Here is a 20,523-nt window from a genome sequence, read left to right as displayed (position 1 = left end):
GTCAGCTCCAGTCCTTGAAGATGCCGCGGTACTTCTCGTCGACCGTCTTCACCATCTGCTCGGGCGTCTCCTTGCCGCCGACCAGCGCCTGGTAGCCCTCGAGCAGCGGCTGGAACAGCTGGCCGCCCTCGGGGATCCACGGCCGCGGCAGGGCCGAGTCGAGCACCGGCTTGAACACGGTGACGTCCTTGTTCGCGGTGACCGCCGGGTCGGTGAAGGCCGAGGTACGCGGCGGCAGCAGGCCGAGCTTGCCGGACATCTTGGCCAGGCTCTCCTTGGAGGTCATGAACCTGACGAACTCATAGCTGGCCGGGATGTTCTTGGAACCGGCGTAGATCGCCAGGTTGTGGCCACCGGTCGGGGCACCGGCCTTGACGCCGCCCGCGGGGACCGGCGCGATGCCCAGGTTCGCCTTGTCCTTGAACTCCGCGCCCTGGTAGATCTCCGACAGCGCCCAAGGGCCGTTGTAGATCATCGCGGCCTTGCCGTCCTTGAAGGCGGTCATCGCGTTGACGTAGCTGTCCTGTACGGCGGGCTTCGCGGCGGCCCCCGAGGTCACGAGGTCGGAGATGGTCCGCATGGCCTTCACGTTGGCCGGGGAGTTGACCACGATCTTCTTGGCGGCCACGTCGAGGGTGTCGCCGCCTTCGCCGTACATGAAGGGGAGCAGGAAGTAGGCGTCGACGTTGAGCGCCAGGCCGGTGACGCCGGCCTTGGACTTGACGTCGAGGGCGAACTGCTTGAGCTCGGTGACGTTCTTGGGCGGCTCGGTGTGGCCGGCCTTCTCCAGGAGCTTCTTGTTGTAGAGCAGGGCGAGGGTGTCGGTGACCTGGGGCACCGCATACGTCTTGTCCTGATATTTCGTGCTACTGAGGGGTCCGGGGAGGAAGTCCGCCTCGTTGTCGATCGCCCGGGATCCGTCGAGCGGCTGCAGGTAGCCCAGCGAGGCGAACTGCGACGTCCAGGCCACCTCGGCGCGGATCACGTCGGGCGCGCCGGTGCCCGCCTGGGCCGCGGTCTGGAACTGGTTCTGCGCCTGGTCGAAGGGCACGTTGACGTACTTGACCTTGATGGCCGGGTACTTGCCCTCGAACTCCTTGATCAGCTCCTGGAAGACCGGCCCCTCGCTGTCGGGCCTGGTGGTGTCCCACCAGATGATCTCGCCGCTGATCTTCGACGGGTCGGCGGCCGACTGCGCCGGGGCAGGAGCCGCGCTCTCACCACCGCCACAGGCGGAAACCGCCAGCGCAAGGGCCGCCACGACCGCCGCAGCAGGGAAGGCTCGCCGCATGGTCCATCTCCTCAAGTACTCGAAACCGGGGTCAAGCAACCGGGACGTTACGCTCGCATGACCAATTTCGGAAGAACTTTCTGCAAGGTCTGCAAACTTGTTACATCTGAGGCCCTGATCTTCAGCATTTTTGCTGCAATCCCCTGCAAGGCATTGCAAGGCTCTCCGCAAACGCGTACGTTCCGGGCAACGTCCTCCATTTCTCCTGGAGTGCCCGTGAGCTCCCGCCCCGCCTTACGCACGCTCACCGCCCTCGCCCTGGCCGCCGCGCTGGTCGCCGTACCGGCGGGCAGAGGTATCGCGGGCAGAGGCACGGCGGCGCCGGGCGGCGGACCCGTGACGACGCCGCCGAGCGACCGGGCGCAACCGGGGGACGAGTCGCTGGCCAGGGACGCCGCGCGCAACGAGTTGTCACGCGAGCGCTTCTACTTCGCGATGACCGACCGTTTCGCCAACGGCGACCCGGCCAACGACCGCGGCGACCTCCGGGGGGACCGGCAGAGCACCGGGTTCGACCCGGCCGACAAGGGCTACTACCAGGGCGGCGACCTCAAGGGCCTGATCGCCGGGCTCGACTACATCCAGGGACTCGGGACAACCGCCCTCTGGATCACCCCCGCCTTCCAGAACCGCCCCGTCCAGCAGGACTCGGCCGGATATCACGGCTACTGGATCACCGACTTCACCCGCATCGACCCCCACCTGGGCACGAACGCGGAGATGAAGCAGCTGGTCAAGCTGGCACACCGGCGCGGCATGAAGGTGTTCTTCGACATCATCACCAATCACACCGCCGACGTCATCGACTACGCCGAGGGCTCGCGGGCCTACCGCTCGAAGGGCGCCTACCCCTACGTCGACACCGAGGGCAGGCCTTTCGACGACCGCGACCACGCGGGCCGCGAGACCTTCCCCGAGGTCGGCGCCGGGTCGTTCCCGTACACGCCCGTCGGCTCGCTCGCCGCCAAGACGCCGCGCTGGCTCAACGACCCGGCGATGTACCACAACCGCGGCGACTCCACCTTCACCGGCGAAAGCTCCGAGTACGGCGACTTCTCCGGCCTCGACGACCTGTGGACCGAGCGCCCCGAGGTCGTCCAGGGCATGATCGACATCTACCGCACGTGGGTGAAGGAGACCGGCGTCGACGGCTTCCGCATCGACACCGCCAAGCACGTGAACATGGAATTCTGGGAGCGCTTCTCCCCCGCGGTCAACCGGGGCCGGTTCTTCGTGTTCGGCGAGGTGTTCAGCTCCGACCCCGCCTTCACCAGCCGCTACTCCACCCGCGGCGGCATGGACGCCACCCTCGACTTCCCCTTCCAGGACGCCGCCCGCTCCTACGCGGGCGGCAAGGGCGGCGCCGCCAAGCTCTCCGCCCTGTACGCGGCCGACGACCACCACCTCGACGCCGACTCCAACGCCGCCTCCCTGCCGACCTTCCTCGGCAACCACGACATGGGCCGCATCGGGCACTTCCTCGCCCAGGACGCCCCGGCGGCCGAGCTCCTCCAGCGCGACAAGCTCGCCCACGAGCTCATGTACCTGACCCGCGGCCAGCCGGTCGTCTACTACGGCGACGAGCAGGGCTTCACCGGCGCGGGCGGCGACAAGGAGGCCCGCGCCTCACTGTTCGCCTCCCGCACCCCCGACTACCTCGACGACGACCTGATCGGCACCGACGCCACCCACGCCGGCGACAACCACGACCCGTCCCACCCGCTGTACCGCCACATCGCCGCCCTGGCCGGCCTCCGCGACCGCCACCCCGCCCTGGCCGACGGCGCCCAGGTGGAGCGGCTGTCCGAGGCGGGCCTCTACGCCTTCTCCCGCATCGACGCCCGGCAGCAGGTCGAGTACGTGGTCGCGATCAACAACGCCACGGCACCCGCGAGCGCGCGCGTCCCGACCTACTCCCCGTCCACCCCCTTCCACCAGCTGTACGGCCCCGCCCCAACCACCACAACCCCGGACACCAAGCCGCCCACGGGCCCGCCCGTCTCAGCGGCCCCAGGCACGGCCACCCCGGACGGGACCATCCCGCCGAGCGAGGGTGTGACCGCCCCGCCAAGCGAGGGCAGGAAGACGGCCCCGGGCACGACCGCCTCGCCGGGCGAAGTCACCGAGGCCGCCCCGGACGCGGGCGCCTCGCCGAGCAAGGGCACGAAGGCCGCCCCGGGTGCGGGCCCCTCGCCGAGCAAGGGCACGAAGGCCACTCCGGTCACCACGACGACCGAGCCCGCGGGTGCGCGACCGGCCGCCTCGACCACGGGAGCCACGCTGACCTCGGGGGCGGACGCCGCGCTCGACGTGAGCGTTCCCCCGATGTCCGCCGTCGTCTTCCGGGCGGGCGGCAAGCTCGCCACTCCGGCCCAGGGCCCCAGGATCTCGCTCACGCTGCCCGGCGAGGAGATCCGCGGCACCCCCGAGGACGAGCGGGTCGAGCTCAGGGCGACGGTCCCGGGCGGCGGGTTCGACCAGGTCACCTTCGTGGCCAAGGCGGGTGACGGGCCGTGGCGGGTGCTGGGGACCGATGACGCGCCGGGCACCGGCCGTACGTACCGGATATTTCATGACCTGAGGGGAATCGCGGCCGGAACCCCGATCCTCTACAAGGCGGTCGTCAAGGATTCCGCGGGACGGCACGCCTCGGCCACCGCCCAGGCCAGGAAGGGCCCCGGCCCGAAACCGGGCGAGCCCGTCACCCGCGACTGGCTGGTCGTGCACTACCAGCGCCAGGACTCCGACAGCTGGGGCCTGCACGTCTGGGGCGACGTCGAGCGGCCCACCGAGTGGGGCACGCCGGCGGCCTTCCAGGGCGAGGACGCGTTCGGCCGGTTCGCCTGGATCAAGCTCAAGCCCGGCGCCACCAGCGTCGGCCTCCTCCCCCACAAGGGCGACGAAAAGGACGGCGGCGACCGTGAGGTCAACCCGGCGCGCACCGGCGAGGTCTGGCTCGTGCCGGGCAAGGAGCCGGTGTACGCCTCCCGCCAGGCCGCCCAGGGCTACACCACGGTGCGCTACCGGCGTCCCGACGGCGCGTACACCGGCTGGGGCCTGCATCTGTGGGGCGAGGCGGTGGCCGAGCCGACCGACTGGGCCGGCCCGAAGCCGCCGGACGGCATCGACTCCTTCGGCGCGTTCTGGAAGGTGCCGCTCAAAGCCCCTGACCGGCCGGTGAACTTCATCGTGCACCGGGGCGACGAGAAGGATCCGGGCCCGGAACAGACGTTCACCGGCCCGGAGGCGTACGTGAACTCAGGCCAGGCGCGGGTCCACGCGACCCGCGCGGCGGCGGACGGCGTCGCGGTGCTGCACTACCACCGGCCCGACGGGAACTACGACGGCTGGGGCCTGCACGTGTGGGGCGGCGCGGCCACCCCTACGGAGTGGAACGCCCCGCTGCCTCCGTCCGGTCGCGACGCCTTCGGTGTGTACTGGAGGGTGCCGCTGGCCGACGGCGCGAAGGGACTGAGTTACGTCGTGCACAAGGGCGAGGAGAAGGACCAGCCGGCCGACCAGCGCCTGGACGGCGACGAGGCGTGGAAGCTGTCGGGCGCCGACGGGTACGTGCTGCCGCAAAGGGCGGGCGGCGCGGACGTGGACCTGAGGAAGCTGCGCGCCCACTGGATCGCCCGCGACACCGTCGTCTGGCAGGCCGGCGACGACACCGTCAAGGCGCTCGAGTCGACGACGGGCACGGTCAAGCGGCTCGTCCGGCTGCTGCCCGGCACGCTCACCGACGCGCAGAAGGCCAGGTGGCCGCACCTCAAGGCGCTGCCCGCCTTCAGGGTGGACCCGCGCGACGCCGCCCTGGTGCCCGAGGCGCTGCGCGGCCAGGTGGCGGCGGTGGAGCGCGACGCGGACGGCAGGCTGCTGACCGCGACCGGCGTCCAGTTGCCCGGCGTGCTCGACGACCTGTACGCCACCGACGAGCCGCTCGGCTACACCGGCGGCCGTCTCGCCCTGTGGGCCCCGACCGCCCAGCGGGTACGGCTGGCCCTGTACGACGGCGACTCGGCGGCGTACACGGAACACGCCATGCGGCGCGAGGCGAAGACCGGCGTGTGGTCCGTGCGCGTCCCCCGATCCTGGCACGGGCGCGACTACACCTACCTCGTCACCGTCCACTCCCCCGCGCACGGCGGCGTCGTCACCAACGAGGTCACCGACCCCTACGGCCTGGCGGTGGCCGCCGACGGCGTGCGCAGCAGGCTCGCCGACCTGGACGCGCAGCGCCCGCCCGGCTGGACGGATCTCGCCAAGCCCCCGCCCCAACCCGCCAAGACCATCTACGAGCTTCACGTACGCGACTTCTCGGCCGCCGACCCCACCGTCCCGCAGGACCTGCGCGGCGCCTACCGGGCGTTCACCGGCGACGGCGCGGGCATGCGGGCACTGCGCGACCTGGCCCGCGACGGTCTCACCCACGTGCATCTGCTGCCCGTCTTCGACCTGGCCACCGTGCCGGAACGCCGGGCCGACCGGAGCGAGCCGCCCTGCGACCTGGCCGCGCTGCCGCCAGACTCGCCGCTGCAACAGGAGTGCGTCGCCAAGACGGCGGCCAAGGACGGCTTCAACTGGGGCTACGACCCGCTGCACTACACCGTGCCCGAGGGCTCGTACGCCACCGACCCCGACGCCCGCACCCGCGAGTTCCGCTCGATGGTGGCCGGGCTCAACCGTTCGGGGCTGCGCGTGGTCATGGACGTCGTCTACAACCACACCCACTCCATGGACGTGCTGGACACGATCGTGCCCGGCTACTACCACCGGCTCCTGCCCGACGGCACCGTCGCCACCTCCACGTGCTGCCCGAACACCGCGCCCGAGCACGCCATGATGGGCCGGCTCGTGGTCGACTCGGTCGTCACCTGGGCCCGCGACTACAAGGTGGACGGCTTCCGCTTCGACCTCATGGGACACCACCCGAAGGCCAACATCCTGGCCGTGCGCCGGGCCCTGGACGCCCTGACACCTGCCGAAGACGGCGTGAACGGCAAGGACATCCTGCTGTACGGCGAGGGCTGGAACTTCGGCGAGGTGGCCGACGACGCCCGCTTCGAGCAGGCCACGCAGGCCAACCTGGCCGGGACCGGGATCGCCACCTTCAACGACCGGCTGCGTGACGGGGTGCGGGGCGGCGGGCCGTTCGACGCCGACCCGCGCGTGCAGGGTTTCGGCTCCGGTCTGGCCGGCGACCTCAACGGCGGCCCGGCGAACGGGGACGCGGCGGCGCGCCTGGCGCACTACCGGGACCTCATCATGCTCGGGCTGACCGGCAACCTGCGCGACTACGTGCTGCCCGACGGCCGTACCGGCGCGGATGTGCTCTACAACGGCCACAAAGCCGGATATGCCGCCCACCCCTCTGATGTCGTGACATATGTGGACGCGCATGACAACGAGACGCTTTACGATGCGCTCGCCTACAAGCTCCCGCCCGCCACGGACATGGCGGCGCGGGTGCGGATGCAGGCGCTCTCGCTGGCCACGGCGCTGCTGGGGCAGGGGACCGCGTTCGTGCACGCCGGCAGCGAGCGGCTGCGCTCGAAGTCGCTTGACCGCAACTCCTACGACTCCGGCGACTGGTTCAACCGCCTGCACTGGGACTGCGCGCGGGGCAACGGCTTCGGCGCCGGGCTGCCGCCGAAGGCGGACAACGAGGCCAGGTGGCCCTACGCGCGGCCACTGCTGGCCGATCCGGGACTGCGGCCGGACTGCGCGGCCATCTCCGCGGCGCGGGCGCGGTTCGGGGAGTTCCTGCGCATCCGGGGCTCCTCCCCGCTGTTCGCGCTGGGCGCGCGGGCGCACGAGCGGGTCTCCTTCCCGGCCGCGCCGCCCGGCGTGATCGCCATGCGCCTGGACGGCACCGGCCTGGACCCGCGCTGGACGGCGGTCACCGTCGTCTTCAACGCCACCCCCGAGACGCGCGGCGTGACCGTGCCGGAACTGAAGGGCACCGCGACCACGCTCCACCCGGAGCAGGCCGACCCGGTGGCCGGGCAGTCCCGCTTCGACGCCGCCACCGGCGCGCTCACCGTGCCGGGCCGGACGGCCGCGGTCTTCGTGAGCGCCCCCTAGAATCCGCCTGTGGACCACCGGCTCATTCAGGCGGCGCTGGAATGCATCGCCACCTACGGCTACCGCAAGACCTCCCTGAGCGACGTGGCCGCCAAAGCCGGGGTCTCGCGGGCCACCGTCTACCGCGCGTTCGGCTCCAAGGACCGGATGGGCGAACTCGTGGTACGCCACGAGGGCACCAGGTTCATCGAGCAGATCGAGGAGATCTTCGCCTCCGGCGAGCCGCCCCAGGAGCAGATCGCGCGCTCGGTGGAGTTCGCGCTGGAGTTCACCGGCAACCACGACGTGCTGCAGCGCATGCTCATGGAGGAGCCGGAGGAGCTGTTCACGATGCTCATCGAACGGCCGGGCCACACGGCGTTCATCACGTTCCTGACCGAGGGGATGGCGCCGTTCCTGGCGGCCGGCCCGAACGCCCACCTGCTGCGGGTCACGCCCGAGCAGGCCGTCGAGTTCACCACCCGGGTGATCCTCAGCCTGATCGCCCACCCGACCACCTCGCTCGGCGGCAGCGCGGAGATCGCCCGGTTCATATGGGCAGCGATTGGCCGCCCAGCGTGACCCGCATGAACCATTCCTCGGTCCGCGCCACGGCCGGATGGTCGCGGTGGGCGTCGAGCACCCAGCGCCACGTGGGGTCGGCCCGGGCCTGCTCGTCGTAGGCCCGCCGGACGACGTCGGGCGGGGCGCCGTCCTCCAGGAGCGCGTCCATGCGGGCCCCGAGCGCGGCGTACCACCGCCGCGCCAGATCGCTCAGCACGTCCTCGGGAACCGCCGGATCGCCGCTCGCCCCGGCCCTCGCCAGGGCGGCCTGGAGTTCCTCTCGCCGGGTCCGCATCGACCCTCCTCAACCGAGACGCTGAGACGAATGGATCTAGCTGTCTCATGTCTACTACACCCAGGAGGACGGCGGGCGGCGATCGCCCGTGAGCCCCGTCACACGCGGCGCCCTCAGCACGACTACGGGCGGCGGGACGAGCGGTGATCTCCCGTGAGGCCCGTCACACGCGGCGCCCCTACGGCAGCGACGGGCGGCGGGAGCGGTGGCGGGCGCGGCGGGTGAGCTGCGGGGCGTCGAGGATGAGGAGGTCGCCGCCGTCCCTGGTGATCCAGCCCCGGCGGGTGAAGTCGCCGAGGATCTGGTTCACACGCTCGCGCGAGGCCCGCACGTGGTGGGCGAGGTCGTCCTGGCTGAGGTCCAGCGTCAGGCGCAGCCCCACGCTGGTACGGCGGGCGAACCGGGCCCCCTGCTCCACCAGCACCCTGGCCACCCGGGTGGCCACGTCCACGCCCGCGGCGTCCTCGATGCGGTCGTTCATGCGCCGGATGCGCGCGGCGAGCAGGCACATGACCCGGCGGGCCGCCTCGGGATGCCGGTCGATCCAGTCCGACATCTCCTTGACCGGAGCGCGGTAGGCGGTCGTGTCCTGGACGGCGGTGGCCGTGGCCTGGCGCGGGGCCGCGTCGAACAGGCACAGCTCGCCCAGGAGTTCCCCCGGTCCGGCCATGGTCAGCAGGATCTCGCCGCCTTCCGGGCTCGGCCTGGTCGCCTTCACCTTGCCGCTCAGCAGGACCAGGACGCAGTCACCCGGCTCCCCCTCGGTGAACAGCCGGGCGCCGCGCGGGAAGGCGGCCCGCGCGGCCAGCGCGAGGAAGCCGGCCACCACCTCCTCCGCCAGCCCGTCCAGCAGCGGGATCCCGCCGGTCATGGCAGCAGTCCGAAGGTCTGGGCGAGGGCGTACTCGTCGGCCAGGAACCAGGCTTCCACCACCTTGCCCGCGGCCAGGCGCCAGATGCCGACCTCCAGCACCTCCACCGGCCGCCCCGTCGGCTCGTGGCCGAACAGCGGGCCGCCGTGGGTGGCGTGGATGGTCCACACCGCCCACACCCGGTCCCCCTTGGCGATCATCGCGTGAATCTCGTCGGCCCGGTCGGGCAGGCCCTCCGGCGCGTAGGCGGCGCCGGAGCGCGCGGCCAGGTGGGCCATGCCCCGCCGGTGGATCCGGGCGCCGGGCGCCATGTGGGCCTTCCGGCCCTCCACGGTGGCGTGGCGCAGGGCGCGCACGACCTCCAGGTTGCGCAGTTCCTCGTCGGTGTGCGCCTGCGCGGCGGGCTCTGCCAGCAACGGAGTGCTCCTCTCACGGGCTCCCCTGATTCCAGGCTCTCATGGGCTGGTCAGGAAATATCCGGACACGTCGATGGGCTTTTCGGCCAGCCCGTACGTGCGCATGGCGTCGGCGATGCGCTGCACCTGCGGACGCAGCGTGGCGACGTCCGCCGTCTCCAGGTACCTGTTGACGATGACCTTGTTCGCCACGGCCGCGTCGATCGTGGTGAACTTCGGCAGCGCCGCCTTCACCTCCGCCGGATGGGCGTTGGCGTAGGCGGTCGCCTTGAGCAGGGCCCGCCGGAACCCGGCCAGCGCCTTGCCGTTGGCCGCGGCGTACTTGTCCGAGACCAGGTAGCCGCCCACGGCGTACCCCTCCAGCTCCCCGGAGGAGGTGTCGTAGACGGACCTGGCCCCGAGCTGGTCGATCATGAGTGTCCTGAACGGGTCGCTCGTGCAGGTCGCGGCCACCTCTCCGGACTCCAGCACGTTCGCGTGCTCCGGCGGCGCCACCGGCGTGAACGCGATCGTGTCCGCGGGCAGCCCCCTCGCCTTGAGTTCCGAGCGCACGTTGAGGATGCAGACCGTGCTCGGCGACAGCACGGCCAGTTTCTGCCCCTTCAGGTCCGCCAGGCTCCGGGCGCGCGAGCCCTTGCCCACGAGCACCTGCTGCGACCCGGTGACCGCGGTGTCGGTCAGGGCGACGAGCTTGACGCCGAGGCCCTTGGAGTAGGCGCTCAGCCCGCTCACCACGTTGGACCAGGCCATGTCCACCTGACCGCCGACGACCGCCTCGACGGTGCTGCCCGAGCCGAGGTCCACGTCGGCTGTGACGGTCAGGCCCTCGGCGGCGAAGAAGCCCTTGTCCATGGCCAGGTGCAGCGGAACGTTGCTGACGTTGGCCGGATTGCTGATGGTGATCGCGACGGGGCCGCCCGGGGAGGCCGGTGCCGGCCCGCCCCCGCAGCCGGCGACGAGCAGGGCTGCCACGCAGATGACGATGGTGCGTTTCACGGGGCTCTCCTCAGGACGCGTCTTTGATGTGCTGGGCCACGACGCTGCGCTGGCGCACGAACGCCGGCAGCGACTTGGTGACGATCTGATCGCGTACGCGAGGCAGCTCGATGACGAGCTCGGCCAGCACGCTCCCCGGCGACCTGCGCAGGACGACGAGCCGGTCGGCCAGATAGACCGACTCGTCGATGTCGTGGGTGACGAACAGGATCGTCATCCCGAACTCCAGATGGACCCGGCGGGTCAGGTCCTCCAGGCCCGAGCGGGTCTGGGCGTCGACGGAGGCGAACGGCTCGTCCATCAGCAGCACCTTCGGCCGGTAGGCCAGCGCGCGGGCGATGGCCACGCGCTGCTGCATGCCGCCGGACAGCTGCCAGGGGTAGCGCTCGTGCCTGCCCTCCAGCCCGACCGCGGCCAGCGAGCGTTCCACCCGCTCCTGGCGCTCGGCCTTCGGCTGCCGCAGCGTCTCCAGCGGGAACGCGACGTTCTGTCCCACCGTCATCCACGGGAACAGCGAGCGCCCGTAGTCCTGGAAGACCACGGCCAAGCCATCCGGGACGCCGCGTACCTCCTCGCCGTGCACCCGCACCTCGCCGCGCGTGGCCGGGATCAGCCCCGCCACGCACTTGAGCAGCGTCGTCTTGCCGCATCCCGACGGTCCGACGATCGACAGCAGCTCGCCCTCCCGCACCTCGAAGGAGAGGTCGTGCAGCGCCGGGTTCCCCTCCCCGTAGGTCTTGGACAGGTTGCTCACCTGGAGTGCGGTCATGACGGGCGACTCCTTAGAACGCGCCGCTCGGCGGCGAGGAAGAGCACGTTGAGCAGGTATCCGAGCAGGCCGAGCAGGACGATCGCCGCCCACACGTCGAGGATCTCGAAGGTGCGCTGGGCGGTGATGAGGAAGTGGCCGAGCCCGTGGTCGGCCAGCAGCCACTCCGACAGCACCATGAGGATGAGCGAGAGCGACAACGTCACCCGCATGCCCGCGATGATCTTCGGCAGCGCGGCCGGGATCACCACTCGCAGGAGCTGGGTGCGGGACGGGATGTGGAAGGCACGGGCCGTCTCCAGGTACATGGGGTCCACCGACCGCACCCCCTGCAGGGTGTTGAGCAGCACCGGCCACACGCAGCCGAAGGTGATCAGCCCGATCCGCATGAGGTCGCCGGAGCCGAAGACCAGCAGGAACACCGGGACGATCGCCGGCTTGGGCAGCGAACGCAGGAAGCCGACCGGCGGATCGACGTATCCGGCGGCGGCCTTCCACCGCCCGGCGGCCAGCCCGACGACCACCCCGGCCGCCGCCCCGGCCAGCCAGCCGGTCAGCGCCCTGAGCACGCTGGGCCCGGCGTCCCGCCAGAACCGCTCGGTCAGCAGCGGCTCGCTGAACCACAGCTCGGCCACCCGCCCCGCGATCCGCCCCGGCGGCGGGAAGAACGGCGAGCCCGCGGCCAGCGCGGCCCACTGCCAGAGCAGCACGGCCAGCACCACCGGCCCGAGCCGGGCGAGCGCCCCCTGGGCCAGCCCGCGCGCTCTCCCGCCCGCCGGGGCGTGCGCGGCGCTCACGAGGGTCCCTTCCCGTCCCAGACCACCAGGCGGTTCGTCACCGCGACGGTGATCCCGTTCATCAGGTAGCCGAGCACTCCGGCGAGCGTCACCGCGGCGAAGACGGTGTCGGCGTGGAATCCGGCATAGCTGGCGCGCAGGATGAAGTAGCCGACCCCGTCGCGCGTGCCGACCGCGATCTCGGCGGCGATGCCCACGGTCAGCCCGGTGGCCAGCGCCAGCCGCAGCCCCGTGAGCATGAGCGGCAGCGCGCTCGGCAGCACGACCCGCCACCAGGTCCGCGGCACCGGCACCCGGAAGGCGCGGGCGGTCTCCATCGCGACCGGGTCGACGCCGCGCACGCCGTAGACGGTGTTGAACAACAGCGGCCACACGGCCACGAACGCCACGATCGTCACCTTCATCGACAGTCCCTGGCCCATGACCAGGACCAGCAGCGGGATGATCGCGATCCCCGGCACCGACCGCAACGAGTCGATGATCGGCGTCAGCCCCAGCGCGGCCGGCCGGTAGGAGCCGATGAGCACGCCGAGCGGCACCGCGATCGCCGTGGCCAGCGCCACGCCCCCGAGCACCGCCACGAGCGTGGCCCACACCTCGGCCAGGAACGCCGGATCCACCAGCAGCCGCAGCGCCTCGCCCAGGATCACCCCGGCGGGCGGCAGCAGCCGCGGATCGACCAGCTCCAGCCGGGCGAACACCTCGAAGGCGAGGGTCAGCAGCGCGGCGCCCGCCGTACCCCTGAGGAAGGCGGCGAGCGCGCCGCGAGGAGAGGTGCGGCGGCGCACGCCGGGGCGGCGCGGCTCGGCGCGCACGCCGGTGGTGGTGACGGGCGCGTTCACGGCGCCCCCGCCGGTCCCGCGGAGACCTTCCCGGTACGGCCGGCCGAGACGATCACCCCCGCCAGCAGTCCCGCGCCCACGAGCACCGCGCCCCAGGTGGCGCCGGCCAGCGAGAGCCCCAGCAGCGTGTCCACGGCCAGCGCGCCCGGCCCGGTGAAGGCGATGCAGCAGGTGGCGGCGAGCAGCACCAGCTCGTACTCGAAGCCGTTGCGGCGGCGCGAGAGCCCGTTCGGCAGATGCAGGATGACGATGTTGGCGAACGTGCCGGTCAGCATCAGCACCGCGAGCGGCGTCAGCGCCCCGGCGGCCAGCAGCAGCCCGCCGGCGGTCTCGGCCAGACCCGCCACCGCCGCCATCAGCAGCGGCGGCCGGTAGCCCATGCGGCCGAAGAACGCGGCGGCGCCCTTCAGCCCGTCGGCGCCCCACCAGCCGAACAGCTTCTCCGTGCCGTGGTAGGCCATGACCAGGCCGACCGCCAGGCGGAGGATCAGCAACCCGATGTCCATCACCGTGCTCCGTTCAGCTGAAGGCGGGAAGTACCTGGTCGAGGAACAGGCGCAGCGACCGGTCGGAGACCTCGGGCGGCATGAACCCGTAGTTGAACAGCAGCGCCATGTGCCGGACTCCGGCCGCCTCGTACTCCCTGATCTGCTCGGACACCGACCCGGGGTGGCCGATGAGCATGGCCTGGTCGAGGAACTCGTCGGGGTTTTGCGGCGAGACGCCGACGACGCTCTTGAGGTGGGCGGCGTCGCGCACGTCCTTGACCATGCCGAAGCTGCGCCGCTGGTGCTCGGCCATGAGCACGAGGCGCTCGCGGATCTCCCGTTCGGCCTGCTCGTCGGTGTCGGCCACGTAGACCTGCTTCTGGACCATGCTCCAGTCGAGCCTGTCCTGCACGGCTTCCTCGCCGAGGCCGCCGTCGCGCAGCGCCTGCTCGTAGACGCGCCAGCGGGCGTTCAGCGGCTGCGGTTTCTCCCGGGCGGTGAACAGGTACCAGCCCTTGCGGCCGGTCCATTCGGCGCCGGAATCGCTCTGGGTGGCGCGGGCGAAGGCGGGGGCGGCGCGGTGGTGGGCGGCGGGCATGATGCGGGTGTGCAGGATGCCGCGCTCGAAGGCGGTCTCCCACTCCAGGGGCGGATCGCCGGGTCGTTTGGCCAGGGCGGCTTCGAGGATCTCCAGGTTGCGCGTCATCTGGGCGTGGCGCTGGGAGGGGTCGCGGCCCATGCCGGCGTACTCCAGCGGGGAGCCGCCGGCGGCGAACCCCACGATCAGCTCGCCGCCGGTGAGGATGTCCAGCAGGTTGCAGCGCTGGGCCAGCCGCATGGGGTTGTGCAGCGGGGGCACCGCCACGGCCAGGGAGAACCGGGTGCCGCGGGGCGCCATCGCGGCCAGGTGGGCGGCGTACATGAAGTTGTCGCCATAGGTGTTGTAGCCGGAGAAATGGTGCTCGGTGAGGACGATGCCCTGGACGCCGGCCCGGGTGGCCTCGAGCGCCTGGCGGGTGAGGGTCTCGATGATGCCGACGTCCTCGTGCGGGCCGCGGGTCTGGGCGTTCAGGTAGATGGAGAAGCGCATCCGGGGTTCCTCCTTCATGGCCGCTGGGCCGGGAATCCGGCGTAGCGGCGGCGGTGGTAGAGCAGTGGGGCGGCCTCCCGCTCGCGGGCGCCCTCGACGACGAGGCCGATGACGATGAGGTGGTCTCCGCCGCCGACGGTCTCCAGCACCTCGCAGATCGCGTGGGCGACGGTGCCCTGGGTCAGCACCGGGACGCCGTGGCGCCCCGGCCGCCAGGCGACGCCGTCGAACTTGCCGTCCCCGCCGCCGGCGAAGCGCTCCGACAGCGAGGCCGCGCCGGCGTCGAGGACGTTCACGCAGAAGGCGCCGGAACCTTCGATCGCCGTCAGCGTGCGCGAGCCGCGGCCGATGCACACGAGCATCAGCGGCGGGTCGGCCGACAGCGCGCACACCGCCCCCGACGTCAGGCCCGCCGGGCGCCCGGGTCCTGCCAGGCTCGTCACCACCGTGACCCCGGTCGGCAGCGAGCCCGCCAGGGTCTTGAACAGCTGCGCGGGCACCGCCGCGGCGTCGTCGGTGAGGCTCATGCGGCCATCCTGCGTGACCTGCCGCGAGGCGGGCCAGCGGATGTGGAACATGCAACAACCGCTGGTCAGGCCAGGATCGCGAGCGGATTTTCCAGCAGCGACAGGAAGACGCGCAGCCACTCGGCGGCCACCACGCCGTCCACCGGCCGGTGGTCAACCGACAGCGTCACCGTCAGGACCGTGGCCGCCACGACCGCGCCGTCCTGGACCACCGGCGCCTGCCTGGCCGCGCCGACGGCCAGGATCGCGGCCTGTGGCGGGTTGACGATCGCGGCGAACTCCTCCGTGCCGTGCATGCCGAGGTTGGTGACCGTGAGCGTGCCGCCCTCCAGCTCGTCCTGGCGCAGGCGGCCGGTGCGGGCGCGCTCGCCGTACTCGCGCAGGGTGGTGGCCACGAGGGAGACGGGCGCGCGCTCGACGGCGCGCAGGACGGGCGTGAGCAGGCCGCCCGGGGTGGCGACGGCCACGGCGATGTCGACCTGGGCGTGGGCGCGGACGGCGGTGTCGGTCCAGGTGACGTTCATCGCCGGGACCTGGACGTGGGCGTGGGCGGCGGCCTTGACGATCAGGTCGTTGACCGAGACGCGCGGGCCGCCCCCCTGGTTGAGCTGGGCGCGCGTCGCCAGCAGGGCGTCGGCTCCGGCGGTGCCGCGCAGGTAGAAGTGCGGGGCGGTGCGTTTGCTCTCGGTGAGGCGGGCGGCGATGGCCCGGCGCATCGGCGTGTGCGGGATCTCGGTGTAGGCGGGGGTCTCGGTGCGGGCGGGCGTGTTGGTGGGGGCGCGCGTCTCGATGTCGGCGGGCGTGTTGGTGGGGGCGGGCGTTCGCGGGGCCTTCGCCGAGGCGGCCACGGCCGCCTCGACGTCCCTGCGGACGACGCGGCCGTTGGGCCCCGAGCCGGGGATGTCCTCCACCCGCAACCCCGCCTCCTTGGCCAGGCGCCGGGCCAGCGGGCTGGTGAAGACCCGCTCTCCGGTACGGCCCGCCTGACCGGAGCCGGGCGGACCCCCGGGCGGCGGCCCACCCGCGGCCGACCCGTCTGCCGGAAGGGCGCCGACCGGCGCGGGCGGGGCCTCCGCGGCGGGCGTGACGTTGGGAGCGTCCGCGACGTCCGGGACGGGCGTGCCGGGAGGCTCGCCGGGGGTGCCCAGCACCGCGATCGGCGCCCCCACCTCCACCGTGGCCCCCTCCTCCACCAGCGTGCGCAGCAGGACCCCCGCCTCCTCGGCCTCCACCTCCACCACCGCCTTGTCCGTCTCGACGGTGGCGATCACCTCCCCCTTCCCGAACGGGGCGCCGGCCGCGACCGCCCACCCCCGCAGGATCGCCTGGATCGCGCCCGCCGCCACCTCGGGCATGCGCAGGACTCTGGCCATGGCTTGTCAGCTCCTCGTCATCTCGGCCAGCGCCGCGGACACCTCGGCGGCCCCGGCGATGGCGGCGCGTTCGAGCACCTTGCTGATGCTGGGCGAGGCTTCTCCTCCGGTCACCCGCCGCACGGGCTGGTCGAGCCAGTCGAAGTAGCGCCGCTGGATCTCGTCGGCCAGCCAGCCGCCGTAGGAGGTGCCGAGCGCCCCCTGTTCGGCGATCAGCACCGCGCCGGTCTTGCGGACGCTGGCCCCGACGGTGTCCCAGTCGAGGCTGGCGCGGTCCAGCCAGCGCAGGTCGATCACCTCCGCGTCCGCCTCGCCGGCCACCTCCAGCACCAGGGGGGTCATCGCGAGGTAGGTGAGCACGGTGACGGCGGCGCCGGTACGGCGGACGGCGGCGCTGCCGACGGGCAGGCAGTAGTCGAGGTCGCCCACGGGCCCGTCGCCCACGGTGCCGTAGAGGTCCACGTGTTCCAGCACGAGGACGGGGTCCTGGCAGCGCAGGGCGCTGTTCATCAGGCCGACGTAGTCGTAGGGGGTGGAGGGGGCGGCGATGCGCCAGCCGGGGGCGGTGGCGAAGATCCCGGCCGGATCCATGGAGTGCTGCGAGCCGTACCCGGTGCCCATGGCGACCTTGCTGCGCAAGACGAGCGGCACCGGGCCTTCGCCGCCGAACATGTGCCTGGCCTTGCCGATCTGGTTGAAGAGCTGGTCGGCGGCGACCCACATGAAGTCGGCGTACATGAACTCGACCACGGGGCGGAAGCGGCCGTCCAGCGCGATGCCGCCGGCGAGGCCGGAGAAGGCGTTCTCGCTGATGGGCGTGCCGAGCACGCGGTCGGGGAACCGTTCCTTGAGCCCTCGGGTGGCGCCGTTGGTGCCGCCGCCGAGGCGGTGCACGTCCTCGCCGAGCACCACCACGCCGGGGCCGGTCTCCATGCGCCGGGCCATGACGGCGGCCACCGCGTCGATGAACTTCTGCTCGGCCAGCGTGCCCTCGAAGGTGAACCGGGCGTCGCCGAACTCGCTCAGGTCGCCCCTGACGCCCACGTCGGCGAACGACGGCCGCGGCCACTCGGCGGGCTTGATCCGCCGCACCACCTGCCCGGCTGCTCCAGGACGGCCGGCGCCCGGGTCCGGCTCCAGCAGCGTGTCCGCGATCCCGGCCATGAGCGCGGTGGCCGCGGCACGGGCCTTCTCCAGCTCCGCGGGGGTGAACAGGCCGCGGCGCTCCAGGTGCCGCGCCACCTGGTCGAGCGGGTCGCGGGCGCGCCACCGCCGTTCCTCCTCCTTGGTGCGGTAGCCGAACGCGCTGCCGGGGAAGGGGCCGTTCTGGTGGAAGTAGCGGTAGACGTCGGCCTCGATGAGAACCGGTCCGCGGCCGGATCGCAGCAGGGTCAGGGCCTCGCGCATGGTCTGGTGAACGGCCAGCGGGTCCATCCCGTCGACCTTGAAGCTGGCGATGCCGAAGCCGGGCCCGCGCGCCGACAGCCGCGGCTCGCCGGTGGCCTCCTCCACGCCGGTCGAGACGGCGTAGCGGTTGTTCTCGACGAAGAAGCACAGCGGCAGCTTCCACGCGGCGGCCAGGTTGAACGTCTCCAGCGTCGAGCCGATGTTGATCGCGCCGTCGCCGAAGTAGGTGACGGCGACGGCGTCGGTGCCCGCCTGCCGGTGCGCCCACGCCGAGCCGGCGGCCAGCGGCACCCCGCCGCCGACGATCGCGTTGGTGCCGATGGCTCCGGCTTCGGTCCACTGCAGGTGCATGGAGCCGCCCCTGCCGTGGCTGAAGCCGCGTTCCAGCCCGCAGATCTCCGCGAGGCCGCGCAGCAGGACGGCGCGCGCCCGCGGCGAGAGGTCCACGCGCGGGTCGAGGCCCTGGGGCTCCACGTGGCACAGCGCCTTGGCCAGGAACTGGTGGTGTCCCCGGTGGGAGCCGTTCACCGTGTCGCCGGGGGCCAGGGCGAGGACCGAGCCGACCGCCCCGCCCTCCTGCCCGATGCTGGCGTGGGCGGGGCCGTGGACGAGGCCGGCCTTGGCCAGTTCCAGCACCTGCTCCTCGAAGGCGCGGATGAGGACGAGCTGGCCGTACATGGCGGTCAGCAGGGACGGGTCCGCGGCGTCCCAGTCGGCCTCCGTGGCGACGACCTCGACCCAGGGGACGACGGGTTCTAGCCTGTGGTGTTCGCTCATGTTAGTCTCCGCAATCGATTGCGCCCCGCGACGGAAAGGGTCACGATGCTCCCCGGACTGGCAAGGCTCGACCACATCGGCTTCACCGTGCCCGACATCGACGAGGCCAGGGCGTTCCTGGTGGACGTGCTCGGCTGCGAGTTCATGTACAAGCTCGGCCCCTACGAGCACGCCGACGACTGGATGGCCGAGCACCTGAACGTGCACCCCCGCGCGGTCATGCGGGAGCTGCACTTCTTCCGCTGCGGCGGCCAGGCCGTCTTCGAGGTCTTCCAGTACGAGGCCCCCGACCAGAGCAAGACCCAGCCCCGCAACAGCGACATCGGCGGCCACCACATCGCCCTGTACGTCGACGACCTCGACGCCGCCGTCGCCTACCTCAAGGACCGCGGCCTGACCGTGCACAGCGGCCCGACCGCCAGCAGGGGTCCCAGCGAGGGCCAGCGCTGGATCTACTTCCTGTCGCCGTGGGGCATGCAGTTCGAGCTCGTCTCCTACCCGGACGGCAAGGCGTTCGACCGGGGCGTCACCAGCTGACCGCCACATACTGGGTCTCCAGGTAGTCCAGCAGTCCCTCGTGGCCGCCCTCCCGGCCGACGCCGCTCTGCTTCATCCCCCCGAACGGCGCGGCCGGGTCGCTGACCAGCCCCCGGTTGAGGCCGATCATCCCGGCCTCGATCCGCTCGCCGATCCGCAGCCCGCGGGCCAGGTCGCCGGTGTAGACGTAGGCGACCAGCCCGTACTCGGTGTCGTTGGCCAGCCGCAGCGCCTCCTCCTCGCCGGAGAAGGCCACGATCGGCGCGACCGGGCCGAAGATCTCCTCGCGCAGGATCGGCGCGTCCGGGCGTACGCCGGTCAGCACGGTCGGCTCGTAGAAGAAGCCGGGACGGTCCGGGCGACCGCCGCCCGCGAGGGCCTTCGCGCCGCCTTCCAGCGCCTGCCGGACCAGGCCGTCCACCTTGTCCACGGCTTCCTGGTTGACCAGCGGGCCGACCTCGGAGCCGGGGTCCGTGCCGGGGCCGAGGCGCAGCGCCGACATCCGGGCGGCCAGGCGGCGGGCGAACTCCTCGGCGACCGGCTCCTCGACGTAGAAGCGGTTGGCGGCCGTGCACGCCTCGCCGGCGTTGCGCATCTTGGCGATCATCGCGCCCTCGACCGCGGCGTCCAGGTCGGCGTCGGCGAAGACGAGGAAGGGGGCGTTGCCCCCGAGCTCCATCGAGCTGTTGATCACCTGGCCGCCCGCCTCGCGCAGCAGCAGGCGGCCGACCTCGGTGGAGCCGGTGAAGGAGAGCTTGCGGACGCGCGGGTCGCGCAGCATGGTCGCGACGACCTCGCCGGAGCGGCGGGCGGGCAGCACGTTGACGACTCCCGGCGGCACGCCGGCCTCCTCAAGCAGCCTGGCCAGGGCCAGCGCGGTGAGCGGCGTGTCGCTGGCGGGCTTGAGCACGACCGTGCAGCCGGCCGCGAGCGCCGGGCCGATCTTGCGGGTGGCCATGGCGGCGGGGAAGTTCCACGGGGTGACCAGGACGCAGACGCCGACCGGGCGGCGCAGCACCAGGATGCGGTTGCCTCCCGACGGCGCGGTCAGCACCGAGCCGCCGGCGCGCACGGCCTCCTCGGCGTACCAGCGGAAGAACTCGGCGGCGTAGGCCACCTCGGCGAGGGCGTCGGGCAGGGCCTTGCCGTTCTCACGGGAGATCAGCGTGGCCAGGTCATCGGCCTGCTCGCTCATGAGCTCGAACGCCTGGCGCAGGACCTCGGAGCGGTAGCGCGGCGTCGTGGCCGACCAGGACTCGGCCGCGTCGGCGGCGGCGGAGACGGCGGTGAGCGCGTCGGCCGGCGTGGCGTCGGCCACCGACGCGATCACCTCGCCCGTGGCGGGATCGGTGACATCGAACCGGCCGCCGTCGGCGGCGGGCGTTGATCGACCCCCGATGTGAAGCATGGGAACCTCCCG

The 20,523-nt window shown here is 72.4% G+C and carries 17 protein-coding genes; 3 read left to right on the top strand and 14 right to left on the bottom strand.

What is annotated here, in order from left to right:
- Position 1: 1 nt before the first annotated feature.
- On the bottom strand, positions 2-1,291 hold the full coding sequence (locus ACIBHY_RS05770) for an extracellular solute-binding protein (RefSeq protein WP_397306057.1): 1,290 nt from the start codon (positions 1,289-1,291) through the stop codon (positions 2-4).
- A gap of 216 nt (positions 1,292-1,507) precedes the next feature.
- Here ACIBHY_RS05770 and pulA point away from each other — a divergent pair, with 216 nt between their 5' ends.
- Both pulA and ACIBHY_RS05760 read left to right on the top strand, forming a co-directional pair.
- The gene (pulA, locus tag ACIBHY_RS05765; protein WP_397306056.1) at positions 1,508-7,375 is read left to right on the top strand and encodes a pullulanase-type alpha-1,6-glucosidase; all 5,868 of its coding nucleotides are present in this window, start codon (positions 1,508-1,510) and stop codon (positions 7,373-7,375) included.
- A 9-nt stretch (positions 7,376-7,384) separates the two neighbouring features.
- Positions 7,385-7,936, top strand: coding sequence for a TetR/AcrR family transcriptional regulator (locus tag ACIBHY_RS05760; RefSeq protein WP_397256272.1), 552 nt, complete (start codon positions 7,385-7,387; stop codon positions 7,934-7,936).
- Here the strand turns inward: ACIBHY_RS05760 and ACIBHY_RS05755 are convergent.
- From ACIBHY_RS05755 to ACIBHY_RS05700, 12 genes are all read right to left on the bottom strand, one after another.
- On the bottom strand, positions 7,905-8,213 hold the full coding sequence (locus ACIBHY_RS05755; protein ID WP_397256270.1) for a hypothetical protein: 309 nt from the start codon (positions 8,211-8,213) through the stop codon (positions 7,905-7,907). The genes ACIBHY_RS05760 and ACIBHY_RS05755 overlap by 32 nt on opposite strands.
- Positions 8,214-8,391: 178 nt before the next feature.
- Entirely contained in the window at positions 8,392-9,084 is a 693-nt protein-coding gene (locus ACIBHY_RS05750; RefSeq protein ID WP_397256268.1) for a Crp/Fnr family transcriptional regulator, read from the bottom strand.
- Positions 9,081-9,500, bottom strand: coding sequence for an ester cyclase (locus tag ACIBHY_RS05745; protein ID WP_397306055.1), 420 nt, complete (start codon positions 9,498-9,500; stop codon positions 9,081-9,083). The genes ACIBHY_RS05750 and ACIBHY_RS05745 overlap by 4 nt, the downstream gene beginning before the upstream one ends.
- A gap of 39 nt (positions 9,501-9,539) precedes the next feature.
- Positions 9,540-10,496: an ABC transporter substrate-binding protein gene (locus ACIBHY_RS05740; protein WP_397256266.1), complete on the bottom strand. Its 957-nt coding sequence runs from the start codon at positions 10,494-10,496 to the stop codon at positions 9,540-9,542.
- Between the two features lie 10 nt (positions 10,497-10,506).
- Positions 10,507-11,265: an ABC transporter ATP-binding protein gene (locus ACIBHY_RS05735; RefSeq protein ID WP_397256264.1), complete on the bottom strand. Its 759-nt coding sequence runs from the start codon at positions 11,263-11,265 to the stop codon at positions 10,507-10,509.
- Positions 11,262-12,062 (bottom strand): ABC transporter permease, encoded by an 801-nt coding sequence (locus tag ACIBHY_RS05730; RefSeq protein ID WP_397256262.1) that lies wholly within the window; start codon positions 12,060-12,062, stop codon positions 11,262-11,264. Before ACIBHY_RS05730 ends, ACIBHY_RS05735 begins: the two co-directional genes overlap by 4 nt.
- Positions 12,059-12,904, bottom strand: coding sequence for an ABC transporter permease (locus tag ACIBHY_RS05725; RefSeq protein WP_397256261.1), 846 nt, complete (start codon positions 12,902-12,904; stop codon positions 12,059-12,061). Before ACIBHY_RS05725 ends, ACIBHY_RS05730 begins: the two co-directional genes overlap by 4 nt.
- Positions 12,901-13,410: a DoxX family protein gene (locus tag ACIBHY_RS05720; protein ID WP_397256259.1), complete on the bottom strand. Its 510-nt coding sequence runs from the start codon at positions 13,408-13,410 to the stop codon at positions 12,901-12,903. The genes ACIBHY_RS05725 and ACIBHY_RS05720 overlap by 4 nt, the downstream gene beginning before the upstream one ends.
- A 13-nt stretch (positions 13,411-13,423) precedes the next feature.
- Positions 13,424-14,482 carry an LLM class flavin-dependent oxidoreductase gene (locus tag ACIBHY_RS05715; RefSeq protein ID WP_397306054.1) on the bottom strand — a complete coding sequence of 353 codons (1,059 nt, stop codon included), beginning with the start codon at positions 14,480-14,482 and terminating at the stop codon, positions 13,424-13,426.
- Positions 14,483-14,496: 14 nt separating this feature from the next.
- Complete coding sequence (locus tag ACIBHY_RS05710; protein ID WP_397256256.1) at positions 14,497-15,009, bottom strand: flavin reductase family protein; 513 nt, start codon at positions 15,007-15,009, stop codon at positions 14,497-14,499.
- Between the two features lie 65 nt (positions 15,010-15,074).
- Positions 15,075-16,382 carry a dihydrolipoamide acetyltransferase family protein gene (locus ACIBHY_RS05705; protein ID WP_397306053.1) on the bottom strand — a complete coding sequence of 436 codons (1,308 nt, stop codon included), beginning with the start codon at positions 16,380-16,382 and terminating at the stop codon, positions 15,075-15,077.
- Between the two features lie 6 nt (positions 16,383-16,388).
- Positions 16,389-18,566 (bottom strand): thiamine pyrophosphate-dependent enzyme, encoded by a 2,178-nt coding sequence (locus ACIBHY_RS05700; protein ID WP_397256252.1) that lies wholly within the window; start codon positions 18,564-18,566, stop codon positions 16,389-16,391.
- A gap of 45 nt (positions 18,567-18,611) precedes the next feature.
- Here ACIBHY_RS05700 and ACIBHY_RS05695 point away from each other — a divergent pair, with 45 nt between their 5' ends.
- On the top strand, positions 18,612-19,103 hold the full coding sequence (locus ACIBHY_RS05695) for a VOC family protein (RefSeq protein WP_397256250.1): 492 nt from the start codon (positions 18,612-18,614) through the stop codon (positions 19,101-19,103).
- Here the strand turns inward: ACIBHY_RS05695 and ACIBHY_RS05690 are convergent.
- Positions 19,093-20,511: an NAD-dependent succinate-semialdehyde dehydrogenase gene (locus ACIBHY_RS05690; RefSeq protein ID WP_397306052.1), complete on the bottom strand. Its 1,419-nt coding sequence runs from the start codon at positions 20,509-20,511 to the stop codon at positions 19,093-19,095. The genes ACIBHY_RS05695 and ACIBHY_RS05690 overlap by 11 nt on opposite strands.
- Between the last annotated feature and the right edge of the window lie 12 nt (positions 20,512-20,523).

The organism is Nonomuraea sp. NPDC050547, assembly GCF_044457345.1.
Taxonomy (GTDB): Bacteria; Actinomycetota; Actinomycetes; order Streptosporangiales; family Streptosporangiaceae; genus Nonomuraea.
This window is presented reverse-complemented; position numbering and strand designations above follow the sequence as displayed.